The following is a 24,288-nucleotide window of genomic DNA, read 5'->3' as shown; positions in this document are numbered from 1 at the left end:
TGGCCTCAGCTGACAGTGTGCCAGTACAGATAAAACAAATAACCCCGCTTGAAAGCGGGGTTTTCTATTGCCTGCACGTGCGGATCAGCGAATCCGCCCCCCGTTGACCAGCCGCGACGGCGTGCGCCCGACCAGCACCACGCCGACCAGAAACAGCGCCGCGGCGGCCCACATGGTGGTGGGCAGACTGGTGGCGTCGACCACTCGCCCGCCGATCAGCGCCCCAAGGCCGATCGACATGTTGAACACGAACGCCATCAGCGCGGTGGCCGCCTCGGTATTCGGCGCGGTACGCAGTATCCAGGTCTGAATGCTCACCGAGATACTGCCAAAGATCGCCCCCCACACCATCAAAAGCAAAACGCCGCTGACCGGACGGGTGCCCAGAAGCGGAAAGCTCGCCACTACCAGCAGCAACAGCACCGGAATGGCCAGCACGGCGGCGTAGGGGTTGCGCGCGGCCTTCATGCCCGCCACCACGTTGCCGATGAGGCCGGCGGCGCCGTAGAGCAACAGCAGCGTGCTGACATTGCGCTGTTCGATGCCGCTGATGTTCTGCAAAATCGGGCTGATGAAGGTGTAGGCGACGAAGTGGCCCACGACCACGCAGGCAGTGGTGAGTACCGCAACGCGCACGCCGCGGTTGAACACCTGCTGGAAGAGCATGCCAAGGCGTACCGGCTCGCGAGGCGGCAGCGTCGGCAGCCACAACCAGATCAGCCCGGCGGTCAGCAGGCTAAAAGCGCCGAGCCCGCCGAACACCCAGCGCCAGCTGCTGATATCACCCAGCAGCGTGCCCAGCGGCACGCCGAGCACCGAGGCCGCGGTCACGCCGCCGAAAATGATCGTCATCGCGCGGGCGACCTTCTCCTCGGGCACCAGCCTCGGTGCGATACTGCCGGCGATGGCCCAAAAACCGCCGATGCTCATGCCGATCAGCGCACGTGCGGCCAGCAGCAGCCCAAAGCTTTCCGCCATCGCCGAGAGCACGCTTCCAAGCGTCATGATGATCATCAGGCCGGTGAGCATCACCCGCCGGTCGAGCCGCCCCACCGCCACCGGCAGAAGCGGTGCCGAGAGCGCCGCCACCACCCCGGGCACCGTGACCATCAGCCCGGCGGTGCCCTCGGTAACGCCCAGATCCAACGCCACCTGGGAGAGCAACCCGATCGGCAGCTGCTCGGCGGTCACCAGTAGAAAGATGCCGCTCATGACCGCAATGACCGCCCACCACCTTGCTTGCTGCTCCATGCCCTCTCCTGTCCTGCGTATCCAAACGATTCCGCCCCCGCAGCCAGGGGCTGCGGGGGCGGAGTGAGCACCGCGGCGAGAATTACTCGGCGGCGTTTTCGCTTTCAGCGGTAAAGGCCGCCTTCTCTTCCTCGGTGATCTCCTTGATGGAGAGCTTCACGCGGTTGCGGTTGTCGATATCGAGGACCTTGACCACCACATCGTCGCCTTCGTTGAGGAAGTCGCGCACGTTATTGACGCGTTCGGCAACGATCTGCGAGATGTGTACCAGCCCGTCGGTGCCCGGCATGATGTTCACGAACGCGCCGAAGTCGGCGATCCGAACCACCTTGCCGTTGTAGAGCTTGCCGATCTCGGCTTCGGCGGTGATCGCCAGTACCGTGTCGATCGCGGCCTTGGCCGCTTTCTTGTCTTCGGCGTAGATGCGCACGGTGCCATCATCGTCGAGATCGATCGACGCGCCGGTGTCTTCGCAGATCTTGCGGATGGTGGCGCCGCCCTTGCCGATGACGTCGCGGATCTTCTCCGGGTCGATCTTGATGGTGGCCATCGACGGGGCGTTCTCGGACACCTCGGTGCGGCTGTGGTTGATCACGGCGTTCATCTGCTCGAGGATCGCGATGCGCGCGTGGTGGGCCTGCTGCAGCGCGGTCTCCATGATCTCTTCGTTGATGCCTTCGATCTTGATGTCCATCTGCAGAGCGGTGACGCCCTCTTCGGAACCCGCGACCTTGAAGTCCATGTCGCCCAGGTGGTCTTCGTCACCCAGGATATCGGTCAGCACCGCGTAACCTTCCGGGTCCTTGACCAGGCCCATGGCGATACCGGCGACCGGCGCCTTCAGCGGCACGCCCGCATCCATCAGCGCCAGCGAGGAGCCGCACACCGAGGCCATGGAGCTCGAGCCGTTGGACTCGGTGATCTCGGAGACCACGCGAATGGTGTAGGGGAACTCCTCTTCGGACGGCAGCATCGCCTGCACGCCACGGCGCGCCAAACGGCCGTGGCCGATTTCACGGCGCTTCGGCCCGCCCATGAAGCCCGCTTCGCCCACCGAGTAGGGGGGGAAGTTGTAGTGCAGCATGAAGCGGTCCTTGCGCTCGCCTTCCAGCGACTCGATCAGCTGTGAGTCGCGCAGCGTGCCGAGGGTGGCCACCGCGATCGCTTGGGTTTCGCCGCGAGTGAACACCGCCGAGCCGTGGGTCTTGGGCAGCACGCCGACTTCGATGGAAAGCGGACGCACGGTGGTGTTGTCGCGGCCGTCGATACGCGGCTCGCCTTTCACCACGCGCGAGCGCACCACGCGCTTCTCGAGGCTCGAGAAGGCGCCCTTTACTTCGTCGCGGTCGAACTTGTCGTTGACCGGTTCACCTTCGACGGCGCCCAGCGCTTCGATGGCCTGCTCTTTCAGCCCGGCCAGCGCGTCCTGGCGCTCCATCTTGTCGGTGATGCGGTAGGCCTCGCCCACCTTCGTTTCGAACTGCTCGGCCATGGCGCTCTTGAGCGCGGCGTTCTCTTGGGCAGCCTGCCACTCCCAGCGCGGCTTGCCGGCTTCCCGGGTCAGCTCGTCGATGGCGCTGATGGCGACCTGCATCTCCTGATGGCCGTAAAGTACGGCGCCGAGCATCTCGTCTTCGAGTAGCTCCTGGGCTTCGGACTCGACCATCAGCACGGCGTTTTGGGTACCGGCGACGACCATGTTGAGCTCGGAGGTGGCGAGCTCTTCGACGGTCGGGTTCAAAAAGTAACCCTGCTCTTCGCTGAAGCCGACGCGCGCCGCGCCGATCGGGCCGTTGAACGGCACGCCGGAGATCGAAAGCGCCGCCGAGGTGCCGAGCATGGCGGCGATGTCCGGGTCGTGGTTACGATCGGTGGAGAGAACGGTACAGATCACCTGCACTTCGTTCATGAAGCCCTTCGGAAAGAGCGGACGAATCGGCCGGTCGATCAGGCGCGAGGTGAGCGTCTCTTTCTCGGTGGGGCGCCCTTCACGCTTGAAGAAACCGCCGGGAATCTTGCCGACCGCGTAGGTCTTTTCCTGGTAATGCACCGACAGGGGGAAGAACGCCTGATGGGGGTTCACTTCCTTCTTTGCCACCACGGTGCACAGCACCACGGTGTCATCCATGGTGACCATGACGGCACCACTTGCCTGGCGGGCGATGCGCCCGGTTTCCAGGGTGACGGTGCTGCGACCAAACTCAAACGTCTTTTTTACCGGATTCACGGCGACTTCCTTTAACATGAAATAGCTACTTGTCTTTTCTGGGGTCGTTTTGACTGCCACTATTCTAGGCGCTGTCGCCGTCAACGGCTACCAGAAACCCGAAATAGGCCGCGCACCGGGCAGGCATAAAAAACGGGCCGCCCAGAAGGCGGCCCGTTTCGACTGCACGCAGCGCTTGCCACCCCAAAGAGCGGCAAAGCGTCTTAGCGACGCAGGCCCAGACGCTGAATCAGAGACTGATAGCGTTCGAAATCCTTGCGCTTGAGGTAGTCCAGCAGCTTACGACGCTGGTTTACCATCCGGATCAGACCACGACGGGAGTGGTGATCCTGCTTGTTGGTTTTGAAGTGGTCCTGCAGGCCGTTGATGTTGGCGCTCAGCAGGGCAACCTGCACTTCGGGGGAACCGGTGTCGCTCTCGCCGCGGCCGTATTCGTTGACGATCTCGGCCTTTTTCTCAGCGGTTAGTGCCATCTGTCTCTCCAGTCAGCAATATGCTTAACATTGAATGGGTGAGACCACGCATATTTGCAGTCTCAAGGCTATTTTCGCGCAGATCGCCGCATCCTTGCAACGATTCTCCGACGAATTTACGAACGAGCGACCGTACTCAACAGCCGCTTCGGGGCCACTTCCTGCGGCCCCTTTACAACGCCGAGCCCGATAAACGCGTCGGCGTGATAAAGACGTGCCAAATTCTCCAGGCCCAGCGCCGTGGCGTCGAGCGCCGCGGGCTGGCCGTGAGAAAGACGCTGGTGACCGGTATCGTCTACCGTCAGCGCCGGCAAATGGTCGACCAGCACGTCCACGGGCATGAGCTTCGCCTCGCGGGTGGGCTGATCGGCGAGCGCCTCGATCTCCTCGAGCGTCCACATCGCTTCGCTATCAAACGGCCCGGTCCTGAGCCGTCTCAAGGCGCTGATGTGGGCGCCACACCCGAGTGCCGCGCCGATATCTTCGGCCAGCGTTCGAATGTAGGTACCCTTGCTACAGCTTACTTCGAGCTCGAAGGCCGCGCCGTCGAAGCCGATCAAGCGCGCCTCGTGAATGCACACGCGCCGCGCCTTGCGCTCGACCTCCTTGCCTTCCCGGGCAAGCTCGTAGAGCTTTCTACCCTGGTGCTTGAGTGCCGAGTACATCGGCGGCACCTGGTCGATCTCTCCACGAAAGCGCGCGATCGCGGCCTCGATATCGTGCTCGGTGAGCGCGGGCACGTCGCGACGCTCCAGCACCTCGCCTTCGGCGTCGCCGGTATCGGTCATCACCCCGAGTTCGACTCGGGTACGATACATCTTGTCGGCTTCCAGCAGGTGGGCGGAAAACTTGGTCGCCTCGCCCAGGCAAATCGGTAAAAGGCCCGTCGCCATAGGGTCGAGGGTGCCGGTGTGCCCCGCCTTTTGCGCCTCGAACAGACGGCGTACGCGCTGCAGCGCGTGGTTGCTGGAAAGGCCCTTGGGCTTATCCAGCAGCATCACGCCGTTGACCGGCAACCCCTTGCGGCGACGCGCCATTAGCGCGGCTCCTCGCCCTGGGCGTCTTCGCCTTCCTCACCCTGACGCGCGCGGTCAGTGGAGACCGCCTCGTCGATCAGCGAGGAGAGCTGCTGACCGCGCACCACGCTTTCATCGAAATGAAAGCGCAGCTCCGGTACATGGCGAAGCTGGATGCGCTTGGCGATCTGGCTTCGCAAAAAACCGCTGGCGCGCTTGAGCACCTGCAGGTTCTCCTTGATACGCTCGGGCGCCTGTTCACCTAGGAGGGTGACGTAGATGTCGGCGTAGCCCAGATCGCGGCTGACGGTCGCGCCGCTGACCGTCACCATGCCAAGGCGCGGGTCCTTGATTTCACGCTGGATGAGTACCGCCAGCTCCTTCTGGAGCTGGTCGGCTACCCGGTCGGTACGCTTGAATTCGCGCATGATTGCTCCTCGCGGCCCTTACAGGGTGCGCTCGACCTTGACCTGGTCGAAGACTTCGATCTTGTCGCCGACCTGGACGTCGTTGTAGTTCTTCACGCCGATACCACACTCGACGCCGTTACGAACTTCCTGCACGTCGTCCTTGTAGCGGCGCAGCGACTCGAGCTCGCCTTCATAGATGACCACGTTTTCACGCAGTACGCGGATACGCTTGCTGCGTGACACGGTGCCTTCGACGACCATACAGCCGGCTACCGCACCGATCTTCGGCGCGCGGAACACGTCGCGCACTTCGGCAACGCCAACGATCTCTTCTTTCCACTCCGGCGCGAGCATACCGCTCATCGCCTGCTTGACCTCGTCGATCAGGTGGTAGATGACGCTGTAGTAGCGCAGATCCAGACCTTCACGTTCGATGATCTCGCGGGCAGCGGCGTCGGCACGGACGTTGAAGCCGACCACGATCGCCTCGGAGGCGAGCGCCAGGTTGGCGTCGGTACCGGTGATACCACCCACGCCGGAAGACACCACGGCCACCTGAACTTCATCGGTGGAGAGCTCTTCGAGCGCACCACGGATCGCTTCAAGCGAGCCCTGCACGTCGGCCTTCAGTACGATGTTGACCTTGGCCACTTCGTCCTGACCCATCTGGCTGAACATGTTCTCGAGCTTGGCTTTCTGCTGACGCGCCAGGCGTACTTCGCGGTACTTGCCTTGACGGAAGTTGGCCACTTCGCGCGCCTTGCGTTCGTCCGCCACGACCATGAAGTCATCACCGGCGTCCGGCGTACCGTCCAGGCCCTGAATTTCCACAGGCATGGCCGGACCCACTTCCTCGACCTGTTGGCCGAGCTCGTTGGTCAGCGCGCGCACGCGGCCATAGTGCAGGCCGGCCAGCACGATGTCGCCGCGCTTGAGCGTGCCGTTTTGTACCAGCACCGTGGCGACCGGACCGCGGCCCTTGTCCAGGCGCGATTCGACGACCACACCCTTACCAGGCGCCGACGGAACGGCCTTGAGCTCGAGCACTTCGGACACCAGCTGGATCGCTTCCAGCAGCTCTTCGATGCCATCACCGGTTTTCGCGGAAACGTGAACGAACTGTGTATCGCCGCCCCAGTCCTCGGAAATCACGCCGTGCTGGGAGAGCTCGTTACGGATACGGTCGAAATCCGCGCCGGTCTTGTCGATCTTGTTCACCGCCACGACCATGGGGACTTCGGCGGCCTTGGAGTGCTCGATCGCCTCGATGGTCTGCGGCATGACGCCGTCGTCCGCCGCGACCACCAGGATCACCACGTCGGTCGCCTTGGCACCGCGAGCACGCATGGCGGTAAACGCCGCGTGACCCGGGGTATCCAGGAAGGTGACGCCGCCGTGGTTGTCTTCCACGTGGTAGGCACCGATGTGCTGGGTGATACCGCCGGCTTCGCCGGTGGCGACCTTGGCACGACGAATGTAGTCGAGCAAAGACGTCTTACCGTGGTCGACGTGCCCCATGACGGTCACGACCGGCGAACGAGTGATCTCTTCACCTTCGTAGGAGATACCCTCGATCATTTCGGTTTCGAGCGCATCGTCCTTGACCAGCTTGACCTTGTGGCCCATCTCCTCGACGACGATCGCGGCAGTGTCCTGATCGATGGTCTGGTTGATGGTCACGGCCGCGCCCATGGTGAACATGGCCTTGATCACTTCGTTGGCCTTGATCGACATCTTGTCGGCAAGCTCGGCAACGCTGATCGACTCGGGGATCGAGACTTCGCGCACGATCGGTTGTGTCGGCTTCTGGAAGCCGTGCTTGCCGTTGCCGCTGCCGCCCGGGCCACGGCGGCCGCCGCGGCGTTCGGAGCGCTTGGCCTTTTTGGCCCCGCCGCCGCGCTTACGCTCTTCGCGATCGCCGCGATCATCGTCCTCGTCACGCCCCTTCTTCTTCGCCGCGGCTTTCTTCGGCGGCGCGGTGCGACGGTCGGTACGGCCTTCCTTCGGCGGTGCCGGAGGCATCTCTTCCGAGGGCGCGCTGTCGTCGATCTGAAGCTCCGGCACGTCGATCTCGGGAGCGACGGCTTTGTTGGAGGCTTCGGCCTGCTTTTGACGCTCGGCTTCTTCAGCGCGGGCTTTTTCGGCGGCGGCGCGCTCTTCGGCTTCACGCGCTTGCTGCACCTTGCGCTCGGCTTCGGCTTCGGCCATGTCACCGACCAGCTGACGCGGGCCGCTGTGGACCGGCTCCTGGGCTTTCGGCTTCTCTTCTTCGGCGCGCTTGACGTAGGTCTTTTTCTTTCTGACCTGAACTTCGATCGTCTTGCCGCGCTCGCCGGTTTTGATGCGGCTGCGCGTCTTGCGCGTCAGAGTGATCCGGTTTTTACCCGCATCGGCGGTGTCGCTGCCGCCGTGGCTTTTCTTCAAAAAGCTCAAGAGCGTCTGCTTGTCCTCTTCGGACACCGCATCGCTTTCCGAGGCGTGCTTGAGTCCCGCCTCTTTCATCTGCTCTAGCAAGCGGGGCACGTCGCGGCCCACCTTTACTGCAAAATCTTTAACTGTCATATCCGACATTGTGACCCTCCAAGCCCGTGACCTGTTTACTGTGTGTTCGAAGCCGCTTCGCTATCGTCTTCAAACCAGGGCGCACGGGCAGTCATGATCAGTGCCGCTGCGCGCGCTTCGTCTAACTCCTCGATATCGACCAGATCGTCGACAGACTGTTCGGCGAGATCCTCCATGGTAACGATGCCCTTACTGGCGAGAATGAAGGCCAGATGGCGCTCCATGCCCTCCATTTCAAGCAGATCGTCCGCCGGCTGCGCACCATCGAGTGCTTCTTCCGAGGCGATCGCCATGGTGAGTAGCTCGTCCTTGGCACGTGCGCGCAGCTCTTCGACCAGCTCTTCATCGAACTCCTCGATTTCGAGCATCTCTTCAAGCGGCACGTAGGCGACTTCTTCCAGCGTCGTGAACCCTTCTTCAACCAGCAGGCGGGCAACGTCTTCGTCCACGCTCAGGTGGTGAACGAAGGAGTCCACGAGGCTATCGATTTCCTGCTCGCGCTTGGACTCGGCTTCGTCCTCGGTCATGACGTTGATCCGCCAGCCGGTGAGCTCCGAGGCCAGGCGCACGTTCTGACCGCTGCGGCCGATGGCCTGGGCGAGGTTGTCCTGGGCGACGGCAACGTCCATGGCGTGGGCGTCTTCGTCCACCAGAATGGAGGCGACGTCCGCCGGGGCCATGGCATTGATGACCAACTGAGCCGGGTTATCGTCCCACAGCACGATATCCACGCGTTCGTTTTGCAGCTCCGAGGAGACCGCCTGAACGCGCGAACCGCGCATGCCGACACAGGCGCCGACCGGGTCGATGCGCCGGTCGTTGGTCTTGACCGCGATCTTGGCCCGCGAGCCCGGATCGCGCGCCGCGCCCTTGATCTCGATGAGCTGCTCGGCGATTTCCGGCACCTCGATCTTGAACAGCTCGATGATGAACTGCGGATTGGTGCGCGAGAGTTGAAGCTGGGCACCGCGCGCGTCGGCGTCGACCTTGACCAGTAGCGCCCGTACCCGCTCGTTCATGCGGTAGCGTTCGCCATGGATCATTTCGTTACGCGCCAAAAACGCCTCGGCGTTCTCGCCCAGATCGATGATCAAACCATCGCGAGTGGTCTTTTTGACGATACCGGCGACCAGCTCGCCTTCGCGGTCGGCGTACTGGCGCACGACTTCGGCGCGCTCGGCTTCGCGCACTTTCTGCACGATGACCTGCTTGGCGGTTTGCGCGGCGATACGGCCAAAGACGGCGTTCTCGATCTTCTCTTCGACGATGTCACCCAACGCCAGCGGCGGATCGCGCTGCTCGGCGATGGTCTGCTTGATTTCGTAATCCGGGGTTTCGAACTCGTCGTCCTCGACCACCGTCCAGAAACGGTAGGTATCGTAGTCACCGCTGCGGCGATCGATCGATACGCGCACGTTGGCTTCTTCGTGTTCGAAACGCTTGCGTGAGGCGCTGGCAAGCGCCGCTTCGACCGCCTCAAAAATGACGTCGCGCGAAACGCCTTTCTCGTTGGAGATCGCGTCAACGACCATTAAAATTTCTTTACTCATGCGTATGCCTCGCCAGTAAACCTGTCCTTTATGCCTCGCCCAAACCGGGGGGCCGCCGTTTTTTTAATCGTCGAGCCTAGTCGTCGAACTGCGGGACAATGTGTGCAGCATCGATACTTTCGATGGGAAAGCAGTACTCTTCGTCGTCAAACTGAAGCAACACCTCGTCGCCTTCCACCCCGGCAAGCAGGCCCTGAAACTTGCGCCGACCACTGAAGGCGGTGCGCAGCTTGAGCGCGACCTGGTGGCCCTGAAAGCGCGTAAAATGATCCAGAGTGTACAAGGGACGCGCCATGCCCGGCGACGAGACTTCCAGGCGATACTCGCCAGGAATCGGGTCTTCGACGTCCAAAACGGCGCTGACCTGGCGGCTGATATCGGCGCAGTCTTCGACGCTGACGCCGCTTTCACGCTCGATATAGATCACAAGCCGGGAGTGCTTGCCCTGAGAAAGATGGTCAATGCCCCATAGCTCAAAGCCCATGGCGGCAACAACGGGCTCGACCAGCGCGTGCAGCGCTGCATGTTTCGTGGCCACAGACGAAGCTCCTTTAGCCGTTGCATCAGGCACCTGGCCAGGAGTCATGAGAAAAGCTAGGTGGCTGATTGGCGTTACCTGAAAATGTGTCTTCGACCGCCCGGCCCTGCCGGCACGCCAGACACGCTTGGCTCGCAAAAAGCTACTCTTAAACTGTCAAAAGCGCCGCGATGCAAAGGCGCTACTAACAAAAAGCCCCTTCACAGGAAGGGGCTTTTTAAAAGAAACCTGTAAAACCATTTCGACAAACCGGTGAGATGTGGTTGCCAGCATTCTGAAAACGTCGCTGCGCATACACCGCTTGTAGAAGATGGTAGCGGGGACCGGATTTGAACCGATGACCTTCGGGTTATGAGCCCGACGAGCTACCAGACTGCTCCACCCCGCATCAATCAAGCTGGACGATACTAGCGACTTGCACTGCTTTCGTCAAGCGCCTTTCTCGCCGCAGATACTGCTCGCTCAAACGACATCTGTTGCCAGCTGCGTCGAACGCTGAGAACCCGTTACAGGTATCTCGTTGGTGCCGAAGGCGGGACTTGAACCCGCACGACCGTAAGGCCACTACCCCCTCAAGATAGCGTGTCTACCAATTCCACCACTTCGGCATCAGGGGAGGCTAAATGAAAGCGGCTCAACTACTTACTCGCCGTTTCCCTCTAGCACTGGCGCTGCATTATCCACACTTTCCGAGCCTTCGTCAAGCGTTGGCACGCTTTGTTGTTGCTCGATCAAACGCGAGTCCGGAATACCGGCCTCTGGCGACTGTCCCGCCTGGGTCGCGTAGTAGGCGAGCGCCAGCGAGGTGACGAAAAAACCCGCGGCCAGAACGCCGGTGGTGCGCGACAGGAAGTTACCGCTACCGCGCGAGCCAAAGACGGTTTGCGATGCACCACCGCCAAAGGAGGCGCCGGCATCGGCCCCTTTACCCTGCTGAAGCAGAATAAGTACAACGAGCGCGATCGCGATGACCACGTGAACCATTAAAATTGCAACTTGCATGGCGTTATCCTGCTGACTGACAAATAGCGAAAAAATCATCGGTTTTGAGCGAAGCGCCGCCCACCAAACCGCCGTCGATATCGGGCTGGGCAAGTAACTCAGCCGCGTTCTTTACATTCATACTGCCGCCGTAAAGCAGCGTGAGCTGCTCGGCAAGCGCGGTATTGAATTCTGCCTGATAGGCGCGGATGCCGGCCATCACTTCCTGAGCCTGCTCCGGGGTCGCCGTGCGCCCGGTACCGATGGCCCAAACGGGTTCATAGGCGATGACGACCTTTTGACGCTGTTCGGGGTCGAGCCTTGCCATGGCGTAACCTACCTGGCGCAGCACCACGTCCATGGTCCGTCCAGCATCACGCTCTTCAAGCGATTCGCCCACGCACAGGATCGGCACGAGCCCCACGCTCAGCGCGGCAAGCAAACGGTCGAACACCTGCTCATCACTTTCCCCGTAGAGCTCGCGGCGCTCAGAGTGGCCAACCAGTACGTAGGTAGCGCCGAGCTCGGTCAGCATGCGACCACTGACTTCGCCCGTATGCGCCCCGGAATCGGCCGGATTGAGCGTCTGCGCGCCAAGCGCGAGCGGCGTATCGAGAAACGCCTGACGGGCCGCCTCCAGGTAGGGAAAAGGCGGAATCACCACGACCCTGACCGCCTCGGACAATGTCGCATCGGCAAATTTGCGGCCAAAGTCCTCGATCAACGACGTGGAGCCGTTCATCTTCCAGTTACCGGCGATCAATGGTGTGCGCATTCGTTGTCCTCTTTCAAGGTGGGGCGAAATGGTATAGGAGCGGCCCTGTCAAGACAACCGCTGTCAACATCAGGGCCTTTTCTGGTGAATCGTCGCGTCAGGCCAGCAGCGCTTCGACGCGCTGGGCGAGGTTTTTGGCAAGCCCCATGACATCCAGGTGCGAGCGCCCCTCGACCATCACGCGAATCAACGGCTCGGTACCCGACGGACGAAGCAGCACCCGCCCCTGGTCGCCAAGCTCCGCCTCGAGCCCGCTTACCGCCGCGTCGAGCTCCGGCGCCTTCATGACTTCCCTGGCATCGGTGCCGGCGGGCAGGCGCACGTTGACCAGCGCCTGGGGCACCTTCTCGAACTCACGTAACAGCGTCACCAGCGTTTTTTGCTCACGCATCATCAGCGCCAGCACCTGCAGCGCCGAGACGATGCCGTCACCGGTGGTTTGCGCGTGGGCGCAAACGATATGGCCAGACGACTCGCCACCCAGCTCCCAGCCGTTGGCGGCCATCTTCTCCATGACGAAACGGTCCCCTACCTTGGCGCGCTCGAAGGGAATGCCGAGCTTTTCCAGCGCCATGGCGAGGCCGAAGTTGCTCATCAGCGTGCCCACCACGCCGCCCTGTAGCAGGCCGCGGTCGAAGCGGTCGCGGGCGATCAGATAGAGAATGTCGTCGCCATCGACTTCGCGGCCGTCGGCATCGACCAGCAGCACGCGGTCGCCGTCACCGTCAAAAGCGATCCCCAGATCCGCCCCCTGCTGAATGACCGCCGCGCGCAGCGCCGCTGGATGGGTCGAGCCCACGTCGCGGTTGATGTTGAGTCCGTCCGGCGCACAGCCGATGACGCTTACCTCGGCGCCCAGCTCGCGAAACACGCTCGGGGCAATGTGATAGGTCGCGCCGTGGGCGCAGTCGAGCACGACTTTCAAGCCGTGCAGGCTCAAGCGATCCGGCAGCGTCGACTTACAGAACTCGATATAGCGCCCGGCGGCGTCGTCGATCCGTGCGGCCTTGCCAAGCTGGCCGGCGCCCACGGTGTCGAGCGGTGCGTCCAGCATCGCCTCGATGCGGTCCTCCACTTCGTCGGCAAGCTTCTTGCCCTCGGCGGAGAAAAACTTGATGCCGTTGTCAGCGAAGGGGTTGTGCGAGGCGGAGATAACGATGCCCGCGTCGGCGCGAAAGGTGCGGGTGAGGTACGCGATGCCCGGTGTCGGCATGGGGCCCAAAAGCGAGACATCGACGCCGGCGGCGGAAAGCCCGGCCTCCAGGGCGGATTCGAACATGTAGCCCGAGATGCGGGTGTCCTTGCCGATCAGCACGCGGGTGCGCCCCTTCTCGCGGCGCAGCACCTGGCCTGCCGCCCAGCCGAGTTTGAGCATGAAATCGGCGGTGATGGGCGCCTCGCCCACCGTGCCACGAATACCATCGGTACCGAAATAACGTCGTGTCATGAGAGGTGTTCCTTGTTGATCGACGGCTCGCAGCCTTCCTGTAAAACTGCCCACGCCATGGTAACGGCATCCACGGTGGGGCCGACATCATGCACTCGTAGTATTTTTGCGCCTCTTTCGACCGCCATCGCCGACAGCGCCACCCCGCCGAACAGGCGCTCCTCGACCGGACGGCCGAGCACCTTACCGATCATGCTCTTGCGCGACATGCCGACCAGCAGCGGCAGCCCCAGTGCCTCGAGTGCATCCATGCGGTTCAAAAGGCGCAGATTGTGCTCGACGCTTTTACCAAAGCCAAAGCCCGGGTCGAGCAGCAGTCGATCACGGGGCAGCCCGGCGGCGTCGCAGGCGGTTACACGCTTGCTCAAAAACTCGGCGACGGCCTGCTCGACGGGCACCTCATAGTGAGGGGCGTGCTGCATCGCCTGGGGCTCGCCCTGACGATGCATCAGACAAACCGGTAGCCCGCTCTGCGCGGCGGCGGCCAGCGCCCCTTCGCGCTCCAGCGCGCGCACGTCGTTGATCATGCTCGCCCCGCGGGCGGCGGACTCGCGTATCACCAGGGCGCTGCTGGTATCGACGGAGACCAGCGCGTCGAGCTCGCGCACCAGCGCCTCGACCACCGGCGCGACCCGGTCGAGCTCCTCCTGCTCGGGCACCGCCTCGGCCCCCGGCCGGGTCGACTCGCCGCCCACGTCGATCATGGCCGCCCCCTCGGCGAGCATCTGTTCGGCGTGGCGCAGCGCATCGTCGAGCGCGACGTGACGGCCGCCATCGGAAAAGGAGTCGGGCGTGACGTTGAGAATGCCCATGACGCGGGGAAAGGAGAGATCCAGCCGATGGCGACCGCACTGCAGTGACGACGCCGCTTCGGGCAAGAGCGCTGGGGTAGTTGATTTCATGGCACAGCCTGTAAATAAAAACGTTGCGGCTCGAGGGCGCTCAGCATAGCAAAAAAAAGGCGCCCCGCGGGGCGCCTCGATGATGAACCGGCTCTTTTGATCAGGGGCCAGCCGGGCCGCCCAGCGGGTCGGACGGGCGGCGGCGCGGCTCGTCGTCATCCTCTTCGCTGTCGTCGTCGGAAGCGTGGGTGTCCGGCTCGTCGGCTTTGGGCTGCGGCTTGTCGCCACCTACCGGGGTACCGCCACCAGAGGAGTCACCGTCGTCCCAGCCTTCCGGCGGACGCGGGTCCTTGCCTTCCATGATGTCCTTGAGCTGACTGGCATCGATGGTCTCGTACTTCATCAGCGCCTCAGTCATGGCGTCCAGCTTGTCACGGTTGTCGTGCAGAATCTGGCGCGCCTGCTCGTAGCAGTCGTCGATGATCTTGCGTACTTCCTTGTCCAGACGCGTGGTGGTTTCGCCGGATTTCAGCTTGCTGCCGCCCTGCCCGGGGCCGCCGAGGAACTGGTGTGATTCGTCCTCGTCGTACATGATCGGGCCCATCTCGTCGGAAAGTCCCCATTTGGCGACCATGTTGTGGGCCAGTTCGGTTGCCCGCTTGATGTCGTTGGAGGCACCGGTGGTCACGCCGTTGGCACCCAGCGTCATCTCCTCGGCAATACGGCCACCGAACAGCGAGCAGATCTGACTGATAATCTGCTGGCGCGACAGGCTGTAGCGATCCTCCTCGGGCAGGAACATGGTCACACCCAGGGCGCGTCCGCGCGGAATGATCGTCACCTTATAGACCGGGTCGTGCTCGGGCATCACCAGACCAATGATCGCATGGCCGGATTCGTGATAGGCGGTGTTGAGCTTCTCCTTGTCGGTCATGACCATGGATTTGCGCTCGGCGCCCATCATGATCTTGTCCTTGGCAAGCTCGAGCTCTTCCATGCTGACCAGACGCTTGTTGCGACGCGCGGCAAACAGCGCCGCCTCGTTGACCAGGTTAGCCAGATCAGCGCCAGAGAAGCCAGGCGTCCCCCGGGCGATGATGACGGGTTTGACGTCGTCCGACAGCGGCACCTTGCGAAGGTGAACGCCAAGGATATGTTCACGGCCACGAATATCGGGTAGACCAACCGTCACCTGACGGTCGAAACGCCCCGGGCGCAGAAGCGCCGGGTCGAGCACATCCGGGCGGTTGGTCGCGGCGATCACGATGATGCCTTCGTTGGCCTCGAAGCCGTCCATTTCCACCAGCAGCTGGTTGAGCGTCTGCTCACGCTCGTCGTTACCGCCACCCATGCCGGCGCCGCGCGAGCGACCCACGGCGTCGATCTCGTCGATGAAGATGATGCAAGGCGCCTGTTTCTTGGCCTGCTCGAACATGTCGCGCACGCGCGAGGCACCGACACCCACGAACATCTCGACGAAATCGGAACCCGAAATCGAGAAGAACGGCACTTTCGCTTCGCCAGCGATTGATTTTGCCAGCAGCGTCTTACCGGTACCCGGCGGGCCCACCATCAGCACACCGCGTGGAATGGTGCCGCCCAGACGCTGGAACTTGGTCGGGTCACGCAGGAAGTCGACGAGCTCTTCGACCTCTTCCTTGGCCTCGTCGCAGCCGGCGACATCCGCGAAGGTCGTCTTGATCTGATCCTGGGAGAGGAGCTTGGCCTTGGACTTGCCAAAGCTCATCGGCCCGCCTTTACCGCCGCCGGCACCGCCTTGCATCTGGCGCATGAAGAACATGAAGATGGCGAGGATCAAAAGGATCGGGAAACTGGCGATCAACAGGCGCATCCAGATGCTCTGCTGCTCAGGCTCCTTGCCCACCACGGTGACGTTGTTGCTCAACAGGTCATCCATCAGCTTCGGATCTTCCGCTGCCGGCCGGATGGTCTGGAACTGCGAACCGTCGGTACGCTCACCCTGAATGGTGTAGCCGTCGATGGTCACGCTGCGGACCTGTTGATTTTGCACCTGCTGCACGAACTGAGAGTAGTTGGTGGATTGAGGTGCGCTTTCCGTACTGAAATTGTTGAACACTGTCAGCAGCACGGCCGCAATGACCAACCACAGAATCAGGTTCTTCGCCATATCGTTCAAGGGGCTACCCTCATTACAAGAATCCGTCAGTTAACCGTCGACACTCAGACCTTACACTAGAGTACTACGTTCAACCATTGCCAAAGCACGTTCGACTTTGGGCCATCCGTGCCATCCCGCTTTTGAGCAGTGTGACACGCTTTGCGCCTGCCGGCTCGGCAATCGCCTTGATAAGTTTTTCGTATTACGGGCGTTAACCGCGAAAGCCCTGGGCCAGGAAGTAGACTTCCCGAGAGCGTGCACGGGAAGCACCGGGCTTGCGCGTCACCACGCGGTCGAACGACCCCTTGAGCTCCTTGAGGTAGGCATCGAAGCCCTCGCCCTGAAACACCTTGGCCAGAAACGTACCGCCCTTGGGCAGGGTTTCTCGCGCAAGTTCCAGGGCGAGCTCGACCAGATACATCGCCTGTGGCTGGTCGATGGCGGCCATACCGCTCATATTGGGGGCCATGTCCGACATCACAAGGTCCACCCGGCGGTCGCCGAGCTTTTCGAGGATCGCGTTCAGCACGCTCTCTTCGGTGAAATCGCCCTGAACGAAGTCCACGCCGGCCAAAGCGTCCATCTCGAGAATGTCGGAGGCGATCACCACGCCGTCGATGCCGACCTTCTCGGCGGCGACCTGGCTCCAGCCACCAGGGGCGGCGCCCAAATCGATCACCGTCATGTTGGGACGAAAGAGCCTGTCCTTCTCGTCGAGCTCCAGAAGCTTGTAGCTTGCCCGGGAGCGGTAGCCGTCCTGCCAGCTCTGCTTGACGTACTGGTCGTCGAAATGCTCCTTCATCCAGCTGGCGCTGGTCTTGCTGGCGGCACGTTTTTGACCTGGGGGCTTTTGCTGCATGGGGCGTCTATATCTGGGCGTGAAGGGTGAATGTGCGAAAGTGCCGGGAGGGGCGCTTTCACTCGACGGCGTTTCACCGTAAGATGGAGCGTTAAGCGCAAACCGGGATACCGCAAGATACCATGAGCTTGTCACAGGCACAAAAGAAAGCATTTCGCAGCATTGGCCATCACCTGAACCCTGTCGTGACGGTCTCTGAAAACGGCATCTCCGAGACGTTGCTCGCCGAATTCGACCGCGCGCTCAGAGACCACGAGCTGATCAAGGTCAAGCTGGCCCTACCCGAGCGGGACGACCGCGCAGCGATGATTCAGGAGCTTGCCACCGAAGGCGGCGCCGAACTCATTCAAACCATCGGTAAAATGGCGCTGTTTTATCGCCGCAACCCAAAGGCCAACCCGAAGCTCTCCAACGTGACCCGCTTCGAGAACCATCACGGCCGCCACTAACGCCTGCTCGGCGCCGCGTCGCACCGGCAAGCATCGCTCTGGCAAAACCTGGCGGCATCAAAAAAGCCCGAAGAGTCACGCTCTTCGGGCTTTTTCGAAGGCCGGCGCTTTGCGCGCCGGCCTTCGAACGAGCTAAATGTGCTCGACGCTTTCGATTTCGTACTCGACGTCGCCACCTGGCGTTTTCACCACCACCACGTCGCCCTCCTCCTTACCGATCAGCGCGCGGGCGATCGGTGAGGTGACCGAGATGCGCCCGGACTTGATGTCGGCTTCGTCCTCGCCGACGATCCGGTAGGTCACCTCGGCGTCGCTATCGAGATTCAAAAGCGACACGGTCACCCCAAAGATCACCTTGCCGGTTTTGGGCAGTTTGGTCACGTCGATCACCTGGGCGCCGGAGAGCTTGCTTTCGATCTCCTGAATGCGCCCTTCGATGAAGCCCTGCTGCTCGCGGGCGGCGTGATACTCGGCGTTCTCCTTGAGATCACCGTGCTCACGCGCCTCGGCGATGGCCGCAATCACCGTAGGGCGCGCTTCGCCCTTGAGGTGATTGAGCTCTTCGCGAAGGCTTTTTTCGCCCGCAACGGTCATCGGGACCTTGTTCATTGACTCGCTCCTGCATGCAAATCCTGAAGGCGCCGCACCGTAATCTCCCGGCCGTACTCCAGCGCCATGCAAACGGCATTGGCGCCCGCCAAAGTGGTCGCATAGGGCACCTTGCGCGCGAGAGCAGTACGGCGAATGATCGAAGAGTCGTTGATTGCCTGACGACCTTCGGTGGTGTTCACGATATAGGCGATCTCATCGTTCTTGAGCGAATCGACGATATGGGGGCGACCTTCGTATACCTTGTTGACGTGCTCGACCTCGAGACCGGCCGCTTCGAGTGCAGCGGCCGTGCCGCGGGTGGCACATAGCGTGAAGCCCAATGTTAGCAGAGAACGCCCGACTTCGATAATCCCCGCCTTGTCCGGCTCGCGCACGGAAAGGAATGCCTTGCGCGGGCCGTCGAGGGCCGGAATCGCCTCGCCGGCGCCAAGCTGCGCCTTGAAGAACGCCTCGGCGAAGGTCTCGCCGGAACCCATTACCTCACCGGTGGACTTCATCTCCGGCGAAAGGATCGGGTCGACGCCCTGGAACTTGTTGAACGGGAACACCGCTTCCTTGACGCTGTAGAAGTGCGGCACGATTTCGCGCTCGAAGCCCTGAGCGGCAAGTGTGGTGCCGGCCATGCAGCGCGCGGCAATCTGAGCAAGCGAGGTGCCGATGCACTTGGACACGAACGGTACGGTACGCGAGGCGCGCGGGTTGACCTCGATGACGTAGATCTCGCCGTCCTGCCAGGCAAGCTGCACATTCATCAGCCCCTTCACGCCGAGTTCGACCGCCATGCGCTTGACCTGATCGCGCATCTCGTCCTGCACATCCGCCGGCAACGAGTAGGGCGGCAGCGCGCAGGCGGAATCACCGGAGTGGACACCCGCCTGCTCGACGTGCTGCATGATGCCGCCGATCACGACCTGCTCACCGTCGGAAACCGCATCGATATCGACCTCGACCGCCGCGCTCAGGAAGTGATCCAGCAGCACCGGCGAGTCGTTGGAGACCTTCACCGCGTTGGTCATGTAGTTCTCGAGCTCGGAGGCGTCGTAGACGATCTCCATGGCGCGCCCGCCGAGCACGTAGCTTGGCCGTACCACCAGCGGGTAGCCGATGGTCTCGGCCTTGGCGAAGGCGTCGTCGAAACTTCTGGCGGTGGCATTGGGCGGCTGCTTGAGCCCCAGCTTGTCGATCATCTGCTGGAAGCGCTCACGATCCTCGGCGCGGTCGATGGCATCCGGCGTGGTGCCGATGATCGGTACGCCGGCGGCTTCGAGCTCGCGGGCGAGCTTCAGCGGCGTCTGGCCGCCGAACTGGACGATCACGCCGACCGGCTTCTCTTTGTCCGCGATCTCGAGCACGTCCTCGAGGGTCACCGGCTCGAAATAGAGGCGATCCGAGGTGTCGTAGTCGGTGGAGACGGTTTCCGGGTTGCAGTTGACCATGATGGTTTCATAGCCGTCGTCGCGCATGGCAAACGCCGCGTGAACACAGCAGTAGTCGAACTCGATGCCCTGGCCGATGCGGTTCGGTCCGCCGCCGAGCACCATGATCTTCTGGCGATCGGATACGTCTGCTTCGCACTCCTCCTCATAAGTGGAGTACATGTAGGCGGTGCTGGAAGCGAATTCGGCCGCACAGGTATCGACCCGCTTGTAGACCGGGCGAATGCCCGCGGCCTGGCGGGCCTGACGGAACGCCTTTTCGCTGACATTGAGGAGTTTGGCCAGCCGCGCATCGCCGAAGCCCTTGCGCTTGAGGCGGTAGAGCTCCTGAGCGGTGAAGTCGGAAAGGTTACGCTCGGCCACCGCCTTCTCGGTCAGGATCAAGTCTTCCAGCTGAACCAGGAACCAGCGGTCGATATTGGTCAGCGCGAAAACCTCTTCCACGCTCATCCCGGCGCGCATCGCGTCGGCCACGAAGAAGATACGCTCGGCGCCAGCGGCCTGCAGCTCGCCCTTGATCTGCGCCATCGCCTCATCGGTGAACTGCTCGAAAATCGGGTCGAGGCCGTCGTTGCCGGTCTCCATGCCACGCAGCGCCTTCTGCAGGGATTCCTGGAAGGTGCGGCCGATCGCCATCACCTCGCCCACCGACTTCATCTGGGTGGTCAGGCGGTCGTTGGCCTGGGGGAACTTCTCGAAGGTGAAGCGCGGAATCTTGGTGACGACGTAGTCGATGGACGGCTCGAAGGAGGCCGGGGTCGCGCCACCGGTGATGTCGTTTTGCAGCTCGTCCAGGGTGTAGCCGACGGCGAGCTTCGCGGCGATCTTGGCGATCGGGAAGCCCGTGGCCTTGGAGGCCAAGGCCGATGAGCGCGAGACCCGCGGATTCATCTCGATGACCACCAGGCGCCCGGTTTGCGGGTCCATGCCGAACTGGACGTTGGAGCCACCGGTTTCGACGCCGATCTCGCGCAGCACCGCCAGAGAGGCGTCGCGCATGATCTGGTACTCTTTATCCGTCAGCGTCTGGGCCGGGGCCACGGTGATCGAGTCGCCGGTGTGCACGCCCATCGGGTCGAAGTTTTCGATCGCGCAGACGATGATGCAGTTGTCGTTCTTGTCCCGAACGACCTCCATCTCGTACTCCTTCCACCCCAAAAGCGACTCGTCGATCAAGAGCTCATGGTTGTTGGAAAGCTCGAACCCGCGGGTGCAGATCTCCTCGAACTCCTCCTTGTTGTACGCCACGCCGCCGCCGGAGCCGCCCATGGTGTAGGAGGGGCGAATGATGGTCGGAAAGCCGAGCTCCGCCTGGATCTCCCAGGCCTCGTCCATGGTGTGCGCAACCTTCGCCTTCGGGCACTCAAGGCCAATGCGCTTCATGGCCTGGTCGAACAGGTCGCGGTCTTCGGCCATGTTGATGGCGTCGGCGTTGGCCCCGATCATCTCGACGCCGTGCTTTTCCAGCACGCCGTGTTTTTCCAGATCCAACGCGCAGTTGAGCGCGGTCTGGCCACCCATGGTGGGCAGGATGGCGTCGGGCTTCTCCGCCTCGATGATCTTCTCCACCGCCTGCCAAGTGATCGGCTCGATGTAGGTGGCGTCCGCCATGGCCGGGTCGGTCATGATGGTGGCCGGATTGGAGTTCACCAGCACGACCCGGAAGCCTTCCTCGCGCAGCGCCTTGCACGCCTGGGCGCCGGAGTAGTCGAATTCACAGGCCTGGCCGATGACGATCGGGCCGGCGCCAATGATGAGAATGGTGTTGATATCGGTACGCTTGGGCATAACGGTTCCCGCAAAAAAGTGGCGATGAGCAGCGAAATAAACGGTTAAAGCGCCGGACGGATCAGCGGCGCGCCTGCATCAGGTCGATGAAGCGGTCGAACAGCGGCGACACGTCCTTCGGGCCGGGGCTCGCTTCCGGGTGCCCCTGAAAGCTGAACGCCGGGCGGTCGGTGCGCTCGATGCCCTGCAGCGTGCCGTCGAACAGCGAGCGATGCGTGGCGCGCACGTTCGCGGGCAGCGTCGCTTCGTCCGCGGCGAAGCCGTGGTTCTGGCTCGTGATCATCACCGTGCCGGTGTCCAGATCCTGCACCGGGTGGTTGGCGCCGTGGTGGCCATGGCTCATCTTCACCGTTTTTGCCCCGCTTGCCAGCGCCAGCAGCTGGTGGCCCAGGCAGATGCCGAACACCGGCGTGTCGGTTTCGAGCACTTCCTGAATCGCCTTGATGGCGTAGTCGCAGGGCTCCGGGTCGCCGGGGCCGTTGGCCAGGAACACGCCGTCCGGGTTCATCGCCAGCACCTCCTGCGCCGGGGTTTGCGCCGGCACCACCGTCAGGCGGCAGCCGCGAGCGGCCAGCATGCGCAGGATGTTGAATTTCACTCCGTAATCAAACGCCACCACGTGGTAGGGGCGCTCAATGGTCGTGGTATCGGCGTAGCCCGCGCCCAGGGTCCACTCGCCTTCGCTCCACTCATAGGCCTCCTTGCAGGAGACCTCCTTTGCAAGGTCCATCCCCTTGAGCCCCGGAAACGCCTTCGCGGCCGCCAGCGCTCGCTCGACGGCGTCGTCACCTTCGGCCTCAGCGCCTGCCAGAATCGCGCCGTTCTGTGCGCCCTTGTCGCGCAGAATGCGCGTCAGGCGGCGGGTGTCGATCTCGGCGATCCCCAGCACGTTCTGGCTCTCAAGGTACTCACTCAGGCTCTGCTGGCTGCGAAAGCTGCTCGCCAACAGGGGCAGATCGCGAATCACCAGGCCCGCCGCGGCGATGGAGGCGGACTCCACGTCTTCGGCGTTGATGCCGGTGTTGCCGATATGCGGGTAGGTGAGCGTGACGATCTGGCGGGTATAGGAGGGGTCGGTGAGAATTTCCTGGTAGCCGGTCATGGCCGTATTGAACACCACCTCCCCGCTCGTAACGCCGTCGGCGCCGATGGCAATGCCGTGGAACACGCTGCCATCTTCCAGGGCCAGTATTGCGGGTTTGCTCAATGCGGGGTTATTCAAGGCTCGTTCTCCCATGCTGGTGGGAGCCTGTGGGCGCAGGCTCGGCGATCCGGTGTCGGCGTTTGCGGGCAAACGTCGGGTCGTAAAAAAGCGGGACGAAGCCGACAAATTAAAAATCGGTTTCATCCCGCTTGTTGTTCTTGCGTGGCAGGGCCATGTGATACGAACGGCTTTCAAGTGAGGCCAGTGCAACAAGCGCAGCGCTTTGCCGTTTAGTTCTTGCTCACATGTCTATCGCCCGGCCAAAATTTTTGGAATGTTACAGCATTTTCGCCGCCCGGGCTAGCCCTTTTGGCCACCATGACGGCTCAAACGTCCGCCAGCCCCAGCACGTCCTGCATATCGAAGCGACCGGCCGGTTGTCCCGCTACCCAGCGCGCAGCGCGCACCGCGCCCTTGGCGAAGGTCATGCGGCTCGAGGCCTTGTGGGTGATCTCGATGCGCTCGCCTTCGGTGGCGAACATCACCGTGTGCTCGCCAACGATGTCGCCGGCGCGCACGGTGGCAAAGCCGATCTCGGTGTCGCTGCGCGGCCCGCACTGGCCGACGCGCTCGAACACGCCGTGCTCCTTGAGCGTGCGGTCGAGGCTTTTCGCGACGACTTCGCCCATGCGGATGGCGGTGCCGGACGGCGCGTCGACCTTGTGGCGATGGTGCGCTTCGATCACCTCGATGTCGTAGCCTTCGTCGCCCAGCGCCCGGGCGGCGGTTTCCAGAAGCTTCAGCGTCAGGTTCACGCCCACGCTCATGTTGGGGGCGAAGACCATCGCCACGCGGTCACGGTAGCCATCGAGCGCGTCAAGCTCGTCATCGTTCATGCCGGTGGTACCGATCACGATGGCCTTGCCGTGCTCGGCGCAGAAGGCGAGGTTTGAAAGCGTCACTTGCGGGGCGGTGAAATCGATCAGCACGTCGAAATCGTCCTTGATCGCATCGAGTGAGTCGACGGCGGCGACGCCGTTTTTACCGGTGCCGGCAAGCTCACCGATATCGGCGCCGGTCAGCGAGCTTCCCGGCTCAACGATACCGCCGGCAAGCGTTGCGCCGGCATCTTCATTCACGGCGCTGACCAGCGTGCGGCCCATGCGCCCGGCAACGCCCACGATAGCGACTCGCGTCATGTAATCTCCTTGAGGGCGCGCGGCCCGGTTGGGTGAAATGGCGCGAGTATATCAGAGGCGCTCGACGCCGGACTCAGTTCTCCCAGACGATTTCCAGCGTCTCGTCTTTCGCCATACGCACGAGGTGGTTCTCGACCACACCTTCGAGCTGGTCGAGAGAGGCTTCATCGAGCGTTTCAATAGACACCGAGAGCTTGTCGGCGTCGGCGTGCATCAGACAGGTGCCCTTCTCCGCAAAGACGATTCTGGCATCGCTTTCGGTGTATTCGACCTCGAGCTTGTGCGACCAGTGCTTGCAGAGGCGGTTGATCAGGCGTCCACCGGACTGGGTGGCAATTTCGGCGCGAGAAATCGGCATGCAGCTCTCCTTGAACAAGAAACATTCACATTATCTCAATTTCACCGCCTTCGATACACGCCGAGCCTACTGGCGGGCGCGCAACGATTCGTTGCGCCATTCAGAACAGTTTCGTGCCAGACCCTGTACAGCTTCACAAGATTTCTCGATAATGCCGCCATGTAAATGCGAATCATACCCAGTTTGCCGAACCATCCGGAACGTCGAACGACTGTTGGGGTCATCCTTACT

General features: G+C 62.4%; 21 protein-coding genes and 2 tRNA genes. 2 read left to right on the top strand and 21 right to left on the bottom strand.

Annotated features, from left to right (window positions below):
• Positions 1-84: 84 nt before the first annotated feature.
• The 16 genes from RN346_RS01940 to rlmE form a co-directional block, all read right to left on the bottom strand.
• Positions 85-1,251, bottom strand: coding sequence for an MFS transporter (locus tag RN346_RS01940; protein WP_311961963.1), 1,167 nt, complete (start codon positions 1,249-1,251; stop codon positions 85-87).
• 82 nt (positions 1,252-1,333) lie between these two features.
• Positions 1,334-3,496, bottom strand: coding sequence for a polyribonucleotide nucleotidyltransferase (gene pnp, locus RN346_RS01935; protein ID WP_263585298.1), 2,163 nt, complete (start codon positions 3,494-3,496; stop codon positions 1,334-1,336).
• 185 nt (positions 3,497-3,681) lie between these two features.
• A complete protein-coding gene (gene rpsO, locus RN346_RS01930; RefSeq protein WP_074397689.1) occupies positions 3,682-3,951 on the bottom strand; it encodes a 30S ribosomal protein S15 in 270 nt (89 codons plus the stop codon).
• Between the two features lie 116 nt (positions 3,952-4,067).
• Complete coding sequence (gene truB, locus RN346_RS01925) at positions 4,068-4,988, bottom strand: tRNA pseudouridine(55) synthase TruB (protein ID WP_311961962.1); 921 nt, start codon at positions 4,986-4,988, stop codon at positions 4,068-4,070.
• Complete coding sequence (gene rbfA / locus RN346_RS01920; RefSeq protein ID WP_311961961.1) at positions 4,988-5,395, bottom strand: 30S ribosome-binding factor RbfA; 408 nt, start codon at positions 5,393-5,395, stop codon at positions 4,988-4,990. Before rbfA ends, truB begins: the two co-directional genes overlap by 1 nt.
• An 18-nt stretch (positions 5,396-5,413) precedes the next feature.
• Complete coding sequence (gene infB, locus RN346_RS01915) at positions 5,414-7,948, bottom strand: translation initiation factor IF-2 (RefSeq protein WP_311959732.1); 2,535 nt, start codon at positions 7,946-7,948, stop codon at positions 5,414-5,416.
• Positions 7,949-7,974: 26 nt separating this feature from the next.
• The gene (gene nusA, locus RN346_RS01910) at positions 7,975-9,489 is read right to left on the bottom strand and encodes a transcription termination factor NusA (RefSeq protein ID WP_252108391.1); all 1,515 of its coding nucleotides are present in this window, start codon (positions 9,487-9,489) and stop codon (positions 7,975-7,977) included.
• A 76-nt stretch (positions 9,490-9,565) separates the two neighbouring features.
• On the bottom strand, positions 9,566-10,027 hold the full coding sequence (gene rimP / locus RN346_RS01905) for a ribosome maturation factor RimP (RefSeq protein WP_311961960.1): 462 nt from the start codon (positions 10,025-10,027) through the stop codon (positions 9,566-9,568).
• A 311-nt stretch (positions 10,028-10,338) separates the two neighbouring features.
• A tRNA-Met gene (locus RN346_RS01900) sits at positions 10,339-10,415 on the bottom strand.
• Between the two features lie 133 nt (positions 10,416-10,548).
• Positions 10,549-10,635: transfer RNA gene (locus tag RN346_RS01895), tRNA-Leu, on the bottom strand.
• A gap of 34 nt (positions 10,636-10,669) precedes the next feature.
• The gene (gene secG / locus RN346_RS01890; RefSeq protein ID WP_252108387.1) at positions 10,670-11,029 is read right to left on the bottom strand and encodes a preprotein translocase subunit SecG; all 360 of its coding nucleotides are present in this window, start codon (positions 11,027-11,029) and stop codon (positions 10,670-10,672) included.
• A 4-nt stretch (positions 11,030-11,033) separates the two neighbouring features.
• On the bottom strand, positions 11,034-11,783 hold the full coding sequence (gene tpiA, locus RN346_RS01885; RefSeq protein WP_311961959.1) for a triose-phosphate isomerase: 750 nt from the start codon (positions 11,781-11,783) through the stop codon (positions 11,034-11,036).
• 97 nt (positions 11,784-11,880) lie between these two features.
• Positions 11,881-13,230, bottom strand: coding sequence for a phosphoglucosamine mutase (gene glmM, locus RN346_RS01880; protein ID WP_263585303.1), 1,350 nt, complete (start codon positions 13,228-13,230; stop codon positions 11,881-11,883).
• Entirely contained in the window at positions 13,227-14,132 is a 906-nt protein-coding gene (folP, locus tag RN346_RS01875; RefSeq protein ID WP_263585304.1) for a dihydropteroate synthase, read from the bottom strand. The genes glmM and folP overlap by 4 nt, the downstream gene beginning before the upstream one ends.
• Positions 14,133-14,232: 100 nt before the next feature.
• Positions 14,233-16,230 (bottom strand): ATP-dependent zinc metalloprotease FtsH, encoded by a 1,998-nt coding sequence (gene ftsH, locus RN346_RS01870; protein ID WP_311959724.1) that lies wholly within the window; start codon positions 16,228-16,230, stop codon positions 14,233-14,235.
• A gap of 193 nt (positions 16,231-16,423) precedes the next feature.
• Positions 16,424-17,071, bottom strand: a complete 648-nt coding sequence (gene rlmE, locus RN346_RS01865) for a 23S rRNA (uridine(2552)-2'-O)-methyltransferase RlmE (RefSeq protein WP_311961958.1) — start codon at positions 17,069-17,071, stop codon at positions 16,424-16,426.
• Between the two features lie 122 nt (positions 17,072-17,193).
• Here rlmE and RN346_RS01860 point away from each other — a divergent pair, with 122 nt between their 5' ends.
• Positions 17,194-17,520 (top strand): YhbY family RNA-binding protein, encoded by a 327-nt coding sequence (locus RN346_RS01860; protein WP_263585307.1) that lies wholly within the window; start codon positions 17,194-17,196, stop codon positions 17,518-17,520.
• 132 nt (positions 17,521-17,652) lie between these two features.
• Here RN346_RS01860 and greA read toward each other — a convergent pair whose 3' ends face one another.
• The 3 genes from greA to carA form a co-directional block, all read right to left on the bottom strand.
• Complete coding sequence (gene greA, locus RN346_RS01855) at positions 17,653-18,129, bottom strand: transcription elongation factor GreA (RefSeq protein ID WP_252108378.1); 477 nt, start codon at positions 18,127-18,129, stop codon at positions 17,653-17,655.
• Positions 18,126-21,356 carry a carbamoyl-phosphate synthase large subunit gene (gene carB / locus RN346_RS01850; RefSeq protein ID WP_311959718.1) on the bottom strand — a complete coding sequence of 1,077 codons (3,231 nt, stop codon included), beginning with the start codon at positions 21,354-21,356 and terminating at the stop codon, positions 18,126-18,128. Before carB ends, greA begins: the two co-directional genes overlap by 4 nt.
• 61 nt (positions 21,357-21,417) lie before the next feature.
• Positions 21,418-22,563 (bottom strand): glutamine-hydrolyzing carbamoyl-phosphate synthase small subunit, encoded by a 1,146-nt coding sequence (gene carA, locus RN346_RS01845; protein WP_311962685.1) that lies wholly within the window; start codon positions 22,561-22,563, stop codon positions 21,418-21,420.
• A gap of 28 nt (positions 22,564-22,591) precedes the next feature.
• On the opposite strand from carA, the gene RN346_RS01840 reads away from it, so the two are divergent.
• Positions 22,592-22,759 carry a hypothetical protein gene (locus tag RN346_RS01840; protein WP_263585309.1) on the top strand — a complete coding sequence of 56 codons (168 nt, stop codon included), beginning with the start codon at positions 22,592-22,594 and terminating at the stop codon, positions 22,757-22,759.
• A gap of 127 nt (positions 22,760-22,886) precedes the next feature.
• On the opposite strand, the gene dapB is transcribed toward RN346_RS01840, so the two are convergent.
• Together dapB and RN346_RS01830 are read right to left on the bottom strand one after the other, a co-directional pair.
• Positions 22,887-23,699: a 4-hydroxy-tetrahydrodipicolinate reductase gene (gene dapB / locus RN346_RS01835; protein WP_311961957.1), complete on the bottom strand. Its 813-nt coding sequence runs from the start codon at positions 23,697-23,699 to the stop codon at positions 22,887-22,889.
• 73 nt (positions 23,700-23,772) lie between these two features.
• Positions 23,773-24,057, bottom strand: coding sequence for a DUF2218 domain-containing protein (locus RN346_RS01830; RefSeq protein WP_311959712.1), 285 nt, complete (start codon positions 24,055-24,057; stop codon positions 23,773-23,775).
• Positions 24,058-24,288: the final 231 nt, after the last annotated feature.

Origin of the sequence: Halomonas sp. PAMB 3232 (assembly GCF_031954225.1) — a bacterium.
GTDB lineage: Bacteria > Pseudomonadota > Gammaproteobacteria > Pseudomonadales > Halomonadaceae > Vreelandella.
Note: the sequence above shows the minus strand (reverse complement) of the source record. Positions and strands in the feature narration are given on the sequence as shown.